This window comes from Phocaeicola massiliensis B84634 = Timone 84634 = DSM 17679 = JCM 13223 (genome assembly GCF_000382445.1).
Taxonomy (GTDB): domain Bacteria; phylum Bacteroidota; class Bacteroidia; order Bacteroidales; family Bacteroidaceae; genus Phocaeicola; species Phocaeicola massiliensis.
On record NZ_KB905475.1, the window covers coordinates 283,529 to 297,466 of the forward strand.

The following is a 13,938-nucleotide window of genomic DNA, read 5'->3' on the forward strand; positions in this document are numbered from 1 at the left end:
ATGTTTCTTTGCAGTGAAACAAGAATAAAGATATGATGAAACTGTATGCTTCCCCGTTACAGGGCTTCACTGAAGCCCCGTGGCGCAATATCCACCATGAGCTATTCGGTGGCATTGACGCTTATTACACCCCTTTTGTACGCGTAGAGAAAGGGGAGTTCCGAAACAAGGATATCCGAGACATTGAAAAGGAAAACAACAAGGTGACTTGTTTGATTCCGCAGTTGATAGCTTCTACGCCGGCAGAGTTGGAAAAGCTGGTCGGTTTGTTTTTGGAACGCGGATATCGTGAAGCGGACATCAACATGGGTTGTCCGTTTCCGCTGCTTACCATGCGGCACAAGGGCTCCGGTATTTTGCCTTATCCGTCAGAGGTTAAAGTGCTTCTGAATGAGCTGGCACATTATCCTGAAATGAAATTCTCAGTCAAGATGAGGCTTGGATGGGAATATTATGATGAGTGGAGACAGGTGCTTCCGTTGCTGAATGCGGTACCTCTTACACGGATTATATTGCATCCGCGCATAGGTCGGCAGCAATATAAAGGTATGGTATATAAGAAAGAACTGAGACTGTTTGCTGAGATGTGCCAGCATCCGCTGGTTTATAACGGTGATTTGCATACACCGGATGATATCCGGCGAATCGAAGAGGAGTATCCCGACTTGGATGGAGTGATGATAGGGCGCGGTTTGTTAGCCAATCCTGCGCTTGCCATGGAATATCGGGAAGGCATTGTTCTTCCGCGTGAAGAATTATATGCCAAGGTAAATGTTTTCCATAACCGTCTGTTTTACCATTACGAGTCTTACCTGCAAGGGGGTACACAACTTTTGAGCAAAATAAAGCCTTATTGGGAATATCTTTTGCCCGATATGGATAAAAAGCTGAAGAAGGCTATTCTGAAGGCTTCTCATGTAGATAAGTATCTTGAAGCAGTCGGCATTGCTTTGATGTCTAAAAACATACTATAAGAATTCTTTCGAAAAGTCAGTTTATCGGGAATTTGTACTACTTTTGTAGCATATCAACTTAATAAAAAAACTATGATTAACAGATTTGTATTGAACGAAGTGTCTTATTTCGGACCGGGCGCGCGTGAAGTGTTGCCACAAGAGATTAACCGTCTTGGTTTGCACAAAGCATTTGTATCTACAGACAAGGATTTGCTGAAATTCGGTGTTGCCGACAAGGTATTGAAGGTATTGGAGAAGGCAGGCATTCCATACGAAATATTCAGTGAAATCAAACCGAATCCTACTGTCGCCAATGTGAAAGCGGGAGTGGAGGCATTTGCCAAATCGGGTGCAGATTTTATTCTGGCCATCGGTGGCGGTTCGTCCATCGATACTTCCAAGGCGATCGGTATCATTACTAACAATCCTGAATTCAGCGATGTTGTTTCGCTGGAAGGCGTGGCTCCTACTAAAAAGAAGTCGGTTCCTATCATTGCACTGCCCACCACGGCCGGTACTGCTGCCGAGGTGACTATCAACTATGTCATTACAGATGAAGAGAATCATAAAAAGATGGTATGCGTTGACCCCAATGATATTCCTGCCATCGCCATAGTCGATGCAGAGCTGATGTATACGCTGCCTAAAGGATTAACAGCTTCTACCGGACTGGATGCTCTGACTCACGCCATCGAAGGCTTGATAACTAAAGGTGCATGGGAAATGAGTGATATGTTTGAGATTAAAGCAATCGAAATGATTGCCCGTCATTTGGAAACAGCCGTGTCCGACCCCACGAATGCTGAGGCGCGTAACGGCATGGCGGTAGCGCAATACATTGCAGGTATGGCGTTCTCGAATGTCGGTTTGGGTGTTGTGCATGGCATGGCTCATCCGTTGGGTGCTATTTTCGATATTCCTCATGGTGTGGCAAATGCCTTGTTATTGCCTGTTATCATGGAATTCAATGCTCCGGCTGCTTTGCCTAAATATGTCGATATTGCGAAAGCAATGAATGTTTATAAAGATGGAATGAGCCGGGAAGAGGCTGCAAAAGCAGCTGTTGATGCAGTCAAGACTCTGTCTGTCAAGGTCGGCATCCCCCAACACTTGTCGGAACTCGGTATAAAAGAAGAAGATTTGCCTCGTTTGGCTGCTTCTGCCATTGCAGATGTTTGTACTCCGGGCAATCCGCGTGAGGTGACGGAAGAAATAATTCTGGAATTGTATAAGAAGGCCTTCTAAAGGCGGTTTCGGCAGTTGTTGTTTTATGGAATAATTTAAGAGGGGCATCTTGTGAGGATGTCCTCTCTTTTTATGCTTTTCTTTTTCCTTATTTGATTAAATCTTCTTTTATCATTCATATCGGGATAGGAGCATTACCTTTAGTTTCTTTTCAGATACTCATATCCAATCCTGCAATACAGGCATTTCTTTTTGTCACAATATTCCTTTTTTAGTTGTATCAGTGCCTGACTATCTGATGCATTGGCTGCTTTTATTCCACATTGTTCCCACATGCGGGTAATATAGTTATATTCTGCCTTCAGTTCCTCTAGAAAAGCACCGGCACGTGCACAATACTCTTCTTTTCCTTTGTGTACTCCGTAACTGTATAGAAAAGTTGCTACTGTATTGATTATAAGTAAGTCAAGAGAAGAATTACTTAATGTTTTTGGTCGGGAAGGCGAAGGGTGTTCGAAAGTATAGTGATTTACCCAATATGCTGAAGTACCTCCTTTTAGGATTTCATGCACTTTGGTTACTGTTTCCGCTTCCATGATGCGCGAAAGCAGTCCGTAAGAGCGGTGATACAGCACTGCCAGTTGTGCTATTCGTATATGGGGGAAATTGGTGGGGCGCAGACGCAGGAAGCGCCATTGAGAAACATCCATCGGGGTGAGTCCGAATTTATGCGAAAGGTATTCGTATTCCTTTTTCAAACGTAAATAATACTCATCGCCGGCCGTTCCTTGAAGCAGTCCTGCCTGTCCGAAGAAAAAGGCCTCTATTTGAAATAACTCATCCCGATGCTTGTCTACTGCCCGTAAAGGAATCCGGTTTGCCCAAGTCTCAAAAGCATCTCCGTTGAGGCCAAAGCCGAAATTGCGTGCCAAAGTAATGAAAAAGGCATCTTCCCAATTGCTGTTGCAACGTTTGAGCCGTTCCGATAGTTGCGAGGCTTTCTGTTCGAAACGTTCCAGTTGTAGGGCAGACATCCAGGAGTGTATCGTAAAAATGGAAAGGGTGGGGATGATGCGGTAGCAAGGCGGATAGCTTTCTGTTTCAACCAGTTCGTGATAGTTCCGGCAAACATAGTCGGGGCAGGTGAGTATCAATTGAGGAATAGGATCGCCATTGGTACGGTGCACATCAATATCCGCATCTGATGTAATATGCAGAATAACGGAGTCGTATGTCGCATCTGTATGGTGTCCGTGTTTTAACCAATCCGAAGAATGTTCATGTATCTCCACATTGCCTATCCATAAAATGCCGTTCAGTTTGACTTTTGCATTAAAAAAATCGGGACCGGCATTTGTGTTTGCCAGTCCCGTATCTATGATTTCAACCTTTTGGCCAGTTGTGGTTTTTAGTTCCTGAAGCGGAAATATCTTGTGTTTCCAAATGTAATGTAGTAGTTGTTCCATGTTAATGAGGTGTAAATGTTAGGCAAATGTAATGGTTTACAGTGAAAAAAGCTATCTTTGTAGCAAAAATATATAGACATACAATGAAAATAGCATTAATTGGATACGGAAAGATGGGTAAGGAAATCGAAAAGATTGCCATTGCCCGCGGACATGAGATTGTGAGTATTATAGATATTAATAATCAGGAAGATTTTAACTCCGAAGCTTTCAAATCGGCGGATGTGGCTATTGAGTTCACTAATCCTACAGTGGCATACGATAATTATATGAAGACTTTTGCAGCCGGGGTGAAGTTGGTATCGGGCAGTACCGGATGGATGGATCGCCACGGTGAAGAGGTGAAAAGGCTTTGTACCGAGGGAGGAAAGACTTTGTTCTGGTCGTCCAATTTTAGTCTGGGAGTAGCTATTTTCTCGGCTGTCAACAAGTATTTGGCTAAAATTATGAACAACTTCCCGGCTTATGATGTCTCTATGGTGGAAACGCACCACATTCATAAGGTGGATGCACCGAGCGGAACAGCGATTACTCTTGCAGAAGGTATTTTGGAGAATATCGACCGCAAGGATAAATGGGTGAAGGGAACTTTGGTGGCACCGGATGGCAGCGTGTCGGGCAATACGGTTTATGCTCCTGATGAGCTTCCCGTCAGCTCTGTTCGCGAAGGTGAAGTGCCGGGTATTCATACTATTCGTTATGATTCGGAGGCAGACAGTATTTCGATTACCCATGATGCAAAGAATCGTAAAGGATTTGCTTTGGGTGCAGTTTTGGCTGCCGAATATACGGCTCAGCACGAAGGATTTTTAGGTATGAATGATTTATTTCAATTTTAGAATATGATAAAAGCAACACGTGCACAATGGATTAAGTTTGTCATTGTATTGGTACTTTGGCTGGTGTTTCTCGTTTGGCTGAAAAGCTGGCTGGGACTGGTGGTAGTGCCGTTTATCTTCGATGCATATATTACGAAGAAGATTCCTTGGACCTGGTGGAGAAAGTCAAAGAACCCCACTGTGGTGACCGTGATGGGGTGGGTAGATGCTATCGTTTTTGCTTTGGTGGCAGTTTACTTCGTGAATTTGTATTTCTTCCAGAATTATGTGATTCCTTCTTCTTCACTGGAAAAGTCATTACTGGTGGGTGATTATCTGTTTGTCAGCAAGTTGAGTTATGGTCCCCGCGTACCGCAGACTCCGTTGCACATGCCGTTGGCACAGCATACATTGCCTGTTTTCAATTGCAAGTCTTATTTGGAATTTCCGCAATGGGACTATAAGCGTGTAAAAGGTCTGGGGGATGTGCAGTTGAATGATATTGTGGTGTTTAATTTCCCTGCCGGAGATACGGTGATGGCAAATGTGCCCAATGATGATATTTATCGTGTGAGCTATCAGGCCGGTAAAGAACTGACTAAACCGGTGGATATGACCGGAATGACTCCCGAACAGCAGCGGATGGTGTTTGATTATTATTATCAGGCAGGCCGTAAATATATCGATGAGAATGCCGGTACTTATGGCGAAGTGATTGCCCGCCCCGTAGACCGTCGCGAGAACTATGTAAAGCGGTGTGTGGGACTTCCCGGACAAACGCTTGAAATAAAAGACCGTGTTGTCTATTTGGATGGGAAGGCAAATAAAGAACCTGATAACGTGCAATATCGCTATCTGGTGAAGGTGCATAAAGCCATACCGGATGATTTGGCACACGAGTTGGGTATCAGCCACGAGGATTTGGCTTATTATTATCCGGAGGCTTCGGCTTATAATATTCCTTTGACAGAGAAGGCAAAAGCCGGTTTATTGGCACGTAAGGATATAGTGGCCGGTATCGAGAATGTTCCGGGTGATGATGCGGGAGGCCTGTATCCGCTGAATAAACTGACCGGTTGGACTACCGATAATTATGGTCCTTTGTGGATTCCGAAGAAGGGTGAGACAATCCGACTGACATTGGATAATCTGCCGGTTTATGAACGTCCCATCCATGCATACGAGGGCAATGACCTGAAAGTGAAAGATGGAAAGATTTACATCAACGGAAAGGAAACAAACGAATATACATTCAAGATGAACTATTACTGGATGATGGGTGATAATCGTCATAACTCCGCCGATTCCCGTTTCTGGGGATTTGTGCCCGAGGATCATGTGGTGGGAAAACCTATCTTTATCTGGTTGTCTCTTGACCCCGACCGCGGTTGGCTGGACGGCAAGATACGCTGGAACAGATTGTTCTCTTTTGTAGATAATATTAAATAGTGCACATTCCCCGTGTCTCAATATGGATAAAGGCAATGCTTACGGCAGTCGTTTTGGTGCTGCTGATAAAGACATTCGCTTTCACCTCCTGCACCATTCCTTCTACCGGCATGGAAAACAGCCTCTATCAGGGCGAGAGGGTTTTGGTGAATAAATGGAGTTACGGGTTTCGTGTGCCTTTTTCCACTTGGCGATGGTTGGAAAAACCGGTCGGGAAAGGGGATATCGTGTTATTCAATAATCCCAGCCCGCGCTCTTTGCAGACAATGGTTGGTAACCGCGAGTTGTTTATCAGCCGTTGTGTCGGTATTCCGGGAGATACATTAATGTTGAATGAGGAGTTATTGCTGACGGACGAGCATGTGCTCAGCCCCGACAGCAAGTCTCTTTATGTATATCCGCATACGGCAGAAGATACTGTGTTGCTGGCTATGCAGCAATTGGGTATTACAGGAAATCAGCTGGTAGGGTATATGGATGAAAGGTATATCCGCAGTTTCAGTCACTATGAGTATTATTTACTTGAGCAGAAGCTGGCAGGAAAAGTGAGTCTGCTTCCCTTGTATCAGAAGGAGGTGAGCAAGAGTCATCCGTTTGTGATTCCGGCCAAAGGCAGATCGGTAAAGGTATATCCGTGGAATGTGACTTTGCTGTGTAATACTATTATGCGCCATGAGGGAAAGCGGGCTTCTGTCAAAGGAGATACTCTGCTGGTGGAGGACAAGCCGGTTTCGGCTTATACATTCGAGAAGAATTATTATTGGATGGCATCCAATAATCCGATAAATCTATGTGACTCGCGTCTTTTCGGGCTGGTACCCGATGATCATTTGATAGGCAAGGCCTGGCGCATCTGGTTTTCCTCACGGAAAGGACGCTTTTTTGAACGAGTACAATAATGGAGAAAATAATATATGTAGGCTCTGCCTATTTAGCTCCGGTAGAATATTATACCAAATTGTTTGCATACGATAAGGTGTATGTGGAGCGTTATGACAACTATGTGAAACAGACTTACCGTAATCGTTGTGTGATTGCAGCAGCCGATGGTCCGTTGGCATTGACTATTCCTACTGAAAAGAGTGACAGTAATAAATGTCTGATGAAAGATGTCCGTATCTCTGATCACGGTAACTGGCGGCATATACATTGGCATGCTTTGGTAGCCGCTTATAAGCATAGTCCTTTCTTTGATTATTATGCCGACGACTTCCGTGTGTTTTATGAGAAGAAATATCCTTTTTTATGGGATTTCAATCAGGAATTATGTAGTTTGATATGCCGTTTAATTGATATCGAACCCCAGATGGAAGGAACGGCCGGCTATCGTACCGAATTTGCTGCCGGAGAGGATGATTTTCGTGAAGTTATCCATCCTAAACGTGATTATCGTGTGGCAGATACTGCCTTTATCCCTAAGCCTTACTATCAGGTGTTTAAAGAAAAACACGGCTTTTTGCCGAATTTGAGTATAGCCGACCTTTTATTTAATATGGGGCCGGAGAGTTTACTCGTTTTGCGAGATAGTATAGAACCATTAAACTTATAATATCATGAATAATTTATTTAGTGTAAAAGATCAGGTGGTAGTTATCACCGGTGGAACAGGTGTATTAGGGAAGGCCATCGCTGCGCACTTGGCTGCTGAAGGAGCAAAGGTAGTGATTCTGGGCCGTAAGGCAGAAGTGGGCAATGCCATTGTGGAAAATATCAAAGCAAAAGGTGGGGAAGCCATGTTCCTGGTGACTAATGTGCTGGATGAGGCTGTCTTGCAACAAAATCTGGAAGATATTTTGGCTAAGTATGGCCGTGTGGATGCGCTGTTGAATGCTGCCGGAGGAAATATGCCGGGGGCAACTATTGCTCCTACAGGTACTTTCTTTGATTTGAAGGTGGATGAGTTTCAGAAAGTGCTGAACCTGAATCTGACAGGTACAGTACTGCCCACTCAGGTATTTTTGAAACCGATGGTGGAACAGAAAAAAGGTGCTATCGTAAACTTCTCATCTATGGCTGCCTTTCGTCCGATGACTCGTGTGTGCGGTTATGCGGCTGCCAAGGCGGGTATTTCCAATTTTACTGCATTCATGGCGCATGAGGTGGCAACAAAATTCGGTGAAGGTATTCGTGTCAATGCCATTGCTCCGGGTTTCTTCCTGACCGAACAGAACCGTGCTTTGCTGACTAACGAAGACGGAAGCTACACAGAGCGTGGAAATGATGTGATTCGCCAGACTCCGTTTAAACGCTTCGGTCGTGCGGAAGAGTTGTGTGGAACAATACAATATTTGATTAGTGAAGCTTCGTCTTTTGTAACCGGTACGGTGGCAGTAGTAGACGGCGGATTTAATATTTTTGCAATGTAATATTTGATTGGTTATGATACTATGTGAACAAACATGGCGCTGGTACGGCCCGAATGATCCTGTATCTTTATGGGACATCAAACAGACCGGTGCAACCGGTATTGTTACTGCCTTGCATCATATTCCCAATGGGGAAGTGTGGACGGTAGAGGAAATCATGAAGCGCAAAAAAATGATAGAAGAGGTGGGGCTGACTTGGAGTGTCGTTGAGAGCGTGCCCGTACACGAGTATATTAAAACTCAGACAGGAGACTATCTGAAGTATATAGAGAACTATAAACAGAGTTTACGTAATCTGGCAGAATGCGGCATTATGGTTGTTACTTATAATTTCATGCCGGTACTCGACTGGACACGCACCGATCTTGCTTATACTTTGCCCGACGGCTCGAAGGCTTTGCGGTTTGAACGGGCTGCGTTTGTGGCTTTTGATTTGTTTATTTTGAAGCGTCCCGGTGCAGAGAAAGAATATTCGACAGAGGAAAGGGAAAAGGCTAAGGCTCGTTTTGCCCAAATGGATGCGGAAGAAATCCATCGTTTAACCCGGAATATGATTGCCGGTTTGCCGGGATCTGAAGAGAGCTTTACATTGGAGCAGTTCCAGCAAGAGTTAGACCGTTATAAAGATATTGATGCGGAAAAGCTTCGCAAGAACCTTATTTTCTTCCTGAAAGAGATTTGTCCGGTGGCAGATGAGGTCGGAGTGAAATTGGTTATCCACCCGGATGATCCGCCACAGCCGATTCTTGGCTTGCCTCGTATCATGAGCACGGAAGAGGATTTTGAGAAGTTGGTTGAAGCAGCTCCTAATCCGTCTAACGGCCTGTGTCTGTGTACGGGCTCATTGGGTGTGTCTGCACGCAATGATTTGGCAGGAATGATGACACGTTGGGGTGACCGTATCAACTTTGTGCATTTCCGCAGTACTCAGCGTGACGCGGAAGGAAATTTCTATGAGGCCAACCACTTGGAGGGTGATGTGGATATGTATCATGTGATGAAAAACCTGTTGTTATTGCAACAGCGACGTGGTGTGTCTATTCCGATGCGCCCGGATCATGGTCATCAGATGATAGATGATTTAAAGAAAAAGACTAATCCGGGATATTCCTGCCTGGGTCGTATGCGCGGTCTTTCCGAGCTTCGCGGACTGGAAAAGGGGATTGCCATGAGTATGGAAGAGGGCAAATAAACGGTCTGTTTCCAGGTATTAAAAACGCGGACGTATGCATGGAATTATACATACGTCCGCGTGGGCTTATACATACGTTCGTGTAAGCCTGCACGTACGTCCGCGTGAGCTCACACGTACGTACGTGTGGAATGAGGGTTTAACGGAGGGTTTTTAACTCTCCGTTTTCCATTGCAATCTTGTAAGTTTTGCCTTTTGAGGTCTTGAAGGTAAGCGTCTTGTCGCCGTATCTCACATGGCAGGGAGCACCTGCTTTAGACAGGATAGTGGCTTCTTTCAGGCTACCGTTTTCCCATGTTATGTCGACTTCAAAATTACCTTTTGCACATAATCCTTCTACAGCACCGTTTTTCCAAGCGTCGGGAAGTGCGGGCAATAACTGAATGAATCCCATATGGCTCTGCAGCAACATTTCGGTAATGCCTGCCGTGCCTCCAAAGTTACCGTCAATTTGGAAGGGTGGGTGAGTGTCCCATAAGTTATTCATTGTTCCGTTTTTCAGTAAGTTGCCGAAGAGCTTGTATGCATGGTTCCCGTCTTGCAGACGTGCCCATTGGTTTAATTTCCATCCCATGCTCCAACCGGTCGCGCCGTCACCTCTGTGTTCCAATACTACTTTGGCGGCTTGTGCCAATTCGGGAGTCGTGACAGGAGAGACTGTATGTCCCGGATGCAGGCCGAACAGATGGTTTACATGGCGGTGTTCGTCTTTGGGGTCATCAATATCTACCGACCACTCCATGAGTTGACCGTAACGACCCACTTGATAGGGAACCAGATTGTCCAATACGTGTTGCCACTGTTTACGTTCTTTAGCGTCTACTCCCAATACTTTGCTGGCATCGATGGCGTCCAACAGAATTTCGCGAATGACGGCATGTACGAAGGTGGCTCCCTGATCTACCGGTCCGTGTTCGGGAGAGGTGGATGGGGCGGCTGTGTAAGTACCGTCAGGGCGATGCCACAGGTAGTCTACGGCAAAGTTGGCACTGCTTTTAATCAGGTCATACCCTGTTTCTTTCAGGAATTTTTTGTCGCGTGTGTAGTCATAGTAATCCCATATGTGAGTAGCTAGCCATGGTCCTGCCATGGGATTGAAATTCCATGACATATCTTCGTCTGTCAGCGGAGAAGTAAATCCGAAGATATTGCCGGAGATGGATGCTGTCCAGCCACGTGCACCGAAGTATGCCCGGGCTGTTTTTTCTCCCGGTTTTACCAATGTACGGATAAAATCGATTAATGGCCATGCACATTCGCCTAGATTAGTGGAACAGACAGGCCAATAGTTCATCTGGATATTGATATTGTTATGGTAATCCACGTGCCATGGACCGTCCACACCATTGGCCCACATACCCTGAAGGTTGGCGGGAAGGTTGCCGGGACGGGAACTGGCTATCAGCAGGTAACGGCCGAACTGATAATAAATTTCTTCCAGTTTATAGTCGGGATTGCCTTTACGGTAACGGGCCAGACGTTGGTAGGTGGGCAGATCGGTAACTGCCGGATACTGTAACGTCATGGGGGCATGAGGGTTTAGTGTCAGTTTTACCCGGTTAAACAGGTTAGTATAGTCAGCCTTGTGGCGTTCGCACAACTCATTATAGCTTTTGCCGGCGGCAGTATTCATCATGGCAAGAGTGGTCTGTTCCGGGTCTGCACCTACGTATGTTTTCGGGTCTTTAAAGTCCGGGTCAAAGTTCAATTTGTAGTCGGTGTCAGCTGTTAAGAGAAAAATGACTTCATCTGCTCCTTGTGCAATGAGTTTCCCGTCAGTGGCAGTCAGGTTTCCTCCTTTATGGATGGCACGGATGCGAAGGGCAAACTTCATTTGATTGTTTTTCAAACGTCCGGTATAAAGCAGGCTGTTATTTCCGTCCGCTTTTATGGTGCCTGTTGCTTCGGGGTTTGCTCCGTAACTGAATACAAGATTCTGCATACCCGGTTTGTCGGCTGTAAACTTAATAACCATAACACTGTCGGGGTAGGATGCAAAATATTTACGCTCATAGTTTACACCGTCTTTACGGAAGCTTACAACAGCGAGAGCGGAATCCAGAGAGAGGGCGCGTTTGTAGTTTGTCATGCCTATCTCGCTCAGTCCTGTTTCAATGTATGCTTCTCCCAAACTGGTGTAAGAACCGAAACGGAACGGAGTTTCGCGGCTGGGTTCGTAATCTGCCAGTCCGTTGAAATTGCGGCGGGTAAGCTCTTCTGCTTTTTTTTGATTCCCTTCAACAAATGCTTGTCGTATTTCAGGCAATAGGTGAGCTGATTCCTTGTTGACATTCCAATAATAGTCAGCTCCTTTCTCTGTGTTCGGACCACCGCGCCATAGAGTCTTTTCATTCAGTGTAATACGCTCGGCAGCTACCGAGCCCAATATATTTCCTCCCAGACTTCCGTTCCCGATTGGCAAAGAGTTACTTTCCCATGATTTGTCGGCAGTCGGGGCATACCAAGAAGCACGTCCGTCCAGATTATTGGGCTTGTCAAACCAAATGCTCAGCCCTTTTGTGTAATCAATACTTTGTGCATGCATAGAGGCAGCCAGTAAAGTACTGATAAGGCATAAATGAAGCTTTTTCATGTCATTATGATATTAGTTGGGTTTTATTTTGCAAAGATACGATTTTCTATGAGTATACAAGTGTAGAAAGGTATTCTTCGGCAAACATTTCATTGGCTATTTCCAGTAATTGCTCTGCAGTCAGGGCTTCTATACGTTTAAAGACTTCTCCCGGACCTTCAAATTTGCCGTAATGCAGAAATGCTTTTCCCATATCGAGTGCATTGTTTTCAAAGTTGTCACTTGCCACACCGATTTGTCCGATAATCTGTTTCTTGGCGGCAGTCAGTTGGGCACCGGTCAGTTTATTGTCACGTAGCTTTTTCAGTTCTTTGTGTACCAGTCGGATGCAATGGTCCACGTCTTCTGTGTCAGTTCCGAAATAGATGCAGAATACACCCGTATCGGTATAAGAAGTCAGGTTGGCCTCTACATTATATACCAGTCCGCGGCGTTCACGGAGTGCCAGGTTCAGGCGGCTGTTCATGCCGGGTCCTCCCAATATATTATTGAGCAGATAGAGTCCGGTTCGTTTTTCATCGTATGCATGATATCCCCGGCTGCCTATCATGACATGTGCCTGGTGGGTGTCTTTGTTGATGGTCAGTGTCTGTGGAATATAGGTAAAGGGAGCGATACGCTGACGGTTTGTTTCGCTCAGCGATATATCGCTTACAGCTTTTTCTACTGTCCGGATTACCTTCTTGAAATCGATATTGCCTTGCACAAAAAAGACCATGTTGGTTGTTTTGTAGAAGCGTGCTGTAAACTCCAACGCATTTCGGCTGGTAAATTGTCTCAAGAGTTCCGGTTTTCCCAGAATATTTCTTCCTAAGGGGTGATTGGGGAATATCAGTTCTTCAAAGTCATCAAAGATAAGTTCGGAAGGACTATCTTCATAACTTTGGATTTCATCGATAATCACTTCTACTTCCTTGTCTATCTCATGTTGGGGGAAAGTACTGTGGAACACAATATCTGCCAGCAGTTCTACTGCACGCGGAAAGTGTTCTGCCAGAAAAGCGCTGTAAATTACTGTTTCTTCTTTATTGGTATAGGCATTGAGGTCTCCGCCCACATTTTCCATACGGTTCAGTATATGCCAGGCGTGTCTTTTCTCTGTACCTTTAAAGATAAGGTGTTCTACAAAATGCGCCATTCCTTGCTCTTGTTCATATTCATCACGTGTTCCGGCATCTACCGCAAAACCGCAATAGGCTACTTTAGAGAGGTTGGGTGCATGAATAATACGCAGCCCGTTTGACAAAGTGAAAGTATTATAGGACATTGTTTTTTAGTTCAATTCTGTTTCGGTGGACAAAAATACAACAAAAGTTATTGTTGTTCTTCAAAAAATGCAGATATTTGTATTCAATAACAGAATTCAAGAGAATGGATAAGATTGCTATTTTTTGTTCTGCGTCTGATAATATAGACCCTGTTTACTTCGATAAAGCGCGTGAACTGGGAACTTGGATGGGACAAAACGGAAAGACCTTGATATATGGCGGAGCCAATATCGGCTTGATGGAATGTGTTGCCCGTGCTGCCAAAGAAAACGGAAGTATGGTGATGGGCGTGGTTCCTACCAAATTGGAAGAACGCGGAAGGGTGAGCGATTTGCTGGATGTTACCTTTCGTACAGACAATCTGAGCGACCGCAAAGATGTTATGTTGCACGAAGCGGATGTAGTGGTGGCACTGCCGGGCGGAGTGGGTACTTTGGACGAAATATTTCATGTGATGGCTGCAGCCACATTGGATTATCACCATAAAAAAGTCATATTTTACAATATCAATGGATTCTGGAATGGCATTGTGGAATTTCTGAAAGGACTGGAAACGCAGCATTTTGCACATCATCCGCTGAACAGTTATTATGCCGTGGCGGATAACCGGGAAGAACTAACCGAACTATTAAAATAAATATCTCT

At 45.0% G+C, this 13,938-nt stretch carries 12 protein-coding genes; 9 read left to right on the forward strand and 3 right to left on the reverse strand.

Going from position 1 to position 13,938, the window contains the following annotated elements:
- The first annotated feature begins 35 nt into the window (after window positions 1-35).
- Both HMPREF1534_RS00580 and fucO read left to right on the forward strand, forming a co-directional pair.
- Entirely contained in the window at window positions 36-974 is a 939-nt protein-coding gene (locus tag HMPREF1534_RS00580; RefSeq protein ID WP_026231429.1) for a tRNA-dihydrouridine synthase family protein, read from the forward strand.
- A 72-nt stretch (window positions 975-1,046) separates the two neighbouring features.
- On the forward strand, window positions 1,047-2,201 hold the full coding sequence (fucO, locus tag HMPREF1534_RS00575) for a lactaldehyde reductase (RefSeq protein ID WP_005945390.1): 1,155 nt from the start codon (window positions 1,047-1,049) through the stop codon (window positions 2,199-2,201).
- A 140-nt stretch (window positions 2,202-2,341) separates the two neighbouring features.
- Here fucO and HMPREF1534_RS00570 read toward each other — a convergent pair whose 3' ends face one another.
- Complete coding sequence (locus HMPREF1534_RS00570) at window positions 2,342-3,607, reverse strand: DUF2851 family protein (RefSeq protein WP_005945393.1); 1,266 nt, start codon at window positions 3,605-3,607, stop codon at window positions 2,342-2,344.
- A gap of 83 nt (window positions 3,608-3,690) precedes the next feature.
- Between HMPREF1534_RS00570 and dapB the strand changes: the two genes are divergently transcribed.
- Genes dapB through uxuA form a run of 6 tightly spaced genes read left to right on the forward strand, consistent with a single transcriptional unit; the run spans window position 3,691 to window position 9,432 of the window.
- On the forward strand, window positions 3,691-4,446 hold the full coding sequence (dapB, locus tag HMPREF1534_RS00565; RefSeq protein WP_005945395.1) for a 4-hydroxy-tetrahydrodipicolinate reductase: 756 nt from the start codon (window positions 3,691-3,693) through the stop codon (window positions 4,444-4,446).
- Window positions 4,447-4,449: 3 nt separating this feature from the next.
- Window positions 4,450-5,874, forward strand: a complete 1,425-nt coding sequence (locus HMPREF1534_RS00560; protein ID WP_005945398.1) for a S26 family signal peptidase — start codon at window positions 4,450-4,452, stop codon at window positions 5,872-5,874.
- A 35-nt stretch (window positions 5,875-5,909) separates the two neighbouring features.
- Window positions 5,910-6,773: a signal peptidase I gene (gene lepB / locus HMPREF1534_RS00555; RefSeq protein WP_005945401.1), complete on the forward strand. Its 864-nt coding sequence runs from the start codon at window positions 5,910-5,912 to the stop codon at window positions 6,771-6,773.
- The gene (locus HMPREF1534_RS00550) at window positions 6,773-7,423 is read left to right on the forward strand and encodes a WbqC family protein (protein ID WP_005945404.1); all 651 of its coding nucleotides are present in this window, start codon (window positions 6,773-6,775) and stop codon (window positions 7,421-7,423) included. The genes lepB and HMPREF1534_RS00550 overlap by 1 nt, the downstream gene beginning before the upstream one ends.
- Before the next feature lie 4 nt (window positions 7,424-7,427).
- Window positions 7,428-8,240, forward strand: coding sequence for an SDR family oxidoreductase (locus HMPREF1534_RS00545; protein ID WP_005945407.1), 813 nt, complete (start codon window positions 7,428-7,430; stop codon window positions 8,238-8,240).
- A 13-nt stretch (window positions 8,241-8,253) separates the two neighbouring features.
- A complete protein-coding gene (gene uxuA / locus HMPREF1534_RS00540) occupies window positions 8,254-9,432 on the forward strand; it encodes a mannonate dehydratase (protein ID WP_005945410.1) in 1,179 nt (392 codons plus the stop codon).
- Window positions 9,433-9,571: 139 nt separating this feature from the next.
- Here the strand turns inward: uxuA and HMPREF1534_RS00535 are convergent, their stop codons facing one another.
- Window positions 9,572-12,025: a glycoside hydrolase family 95 protein gene (locus HMPREF1534_RS00535; protein ID WP_005945415.1), complete on the reverse strand. Its 2,454-nt coding sequence runs from the start codon at window positions 12,023-12,025 to the stop codon at window positions 9,572-9,574.
- Between the two features lie 46 nt (window positions 12,026-12,071).
- Window positions 12,072-13,292, reverse strand: a complete 1,221-nt coding sequence (locus HMPREF1534_RS00530) for a M16 family metallopeptidase (protein ID WP_005945418.1) — start codon at window positions 13,290-13,292, stop codon at window positions 12,072-12,074.
- Between the two features lie 104 nt (window positions 13,293-13,396).
- Here HMPREF1534_RS00530 and HMPREF1534_RS00525 point away from each other — a divergent pair, with 104 nt between their 5' ends.
- On the forward strand, window positions 13,397-13,930 hold the full coding sequence (locus HMPREF1534_RS00525; RefSeq protein WP_005945421.1) for an LOG family protein: 534 nt from the start codon (window positions 13,397-13,399) through the stop codon (window positions 13,928-13,930).
- Window positions 13,931-13,938: the final 8 nt, after the last annotated feature.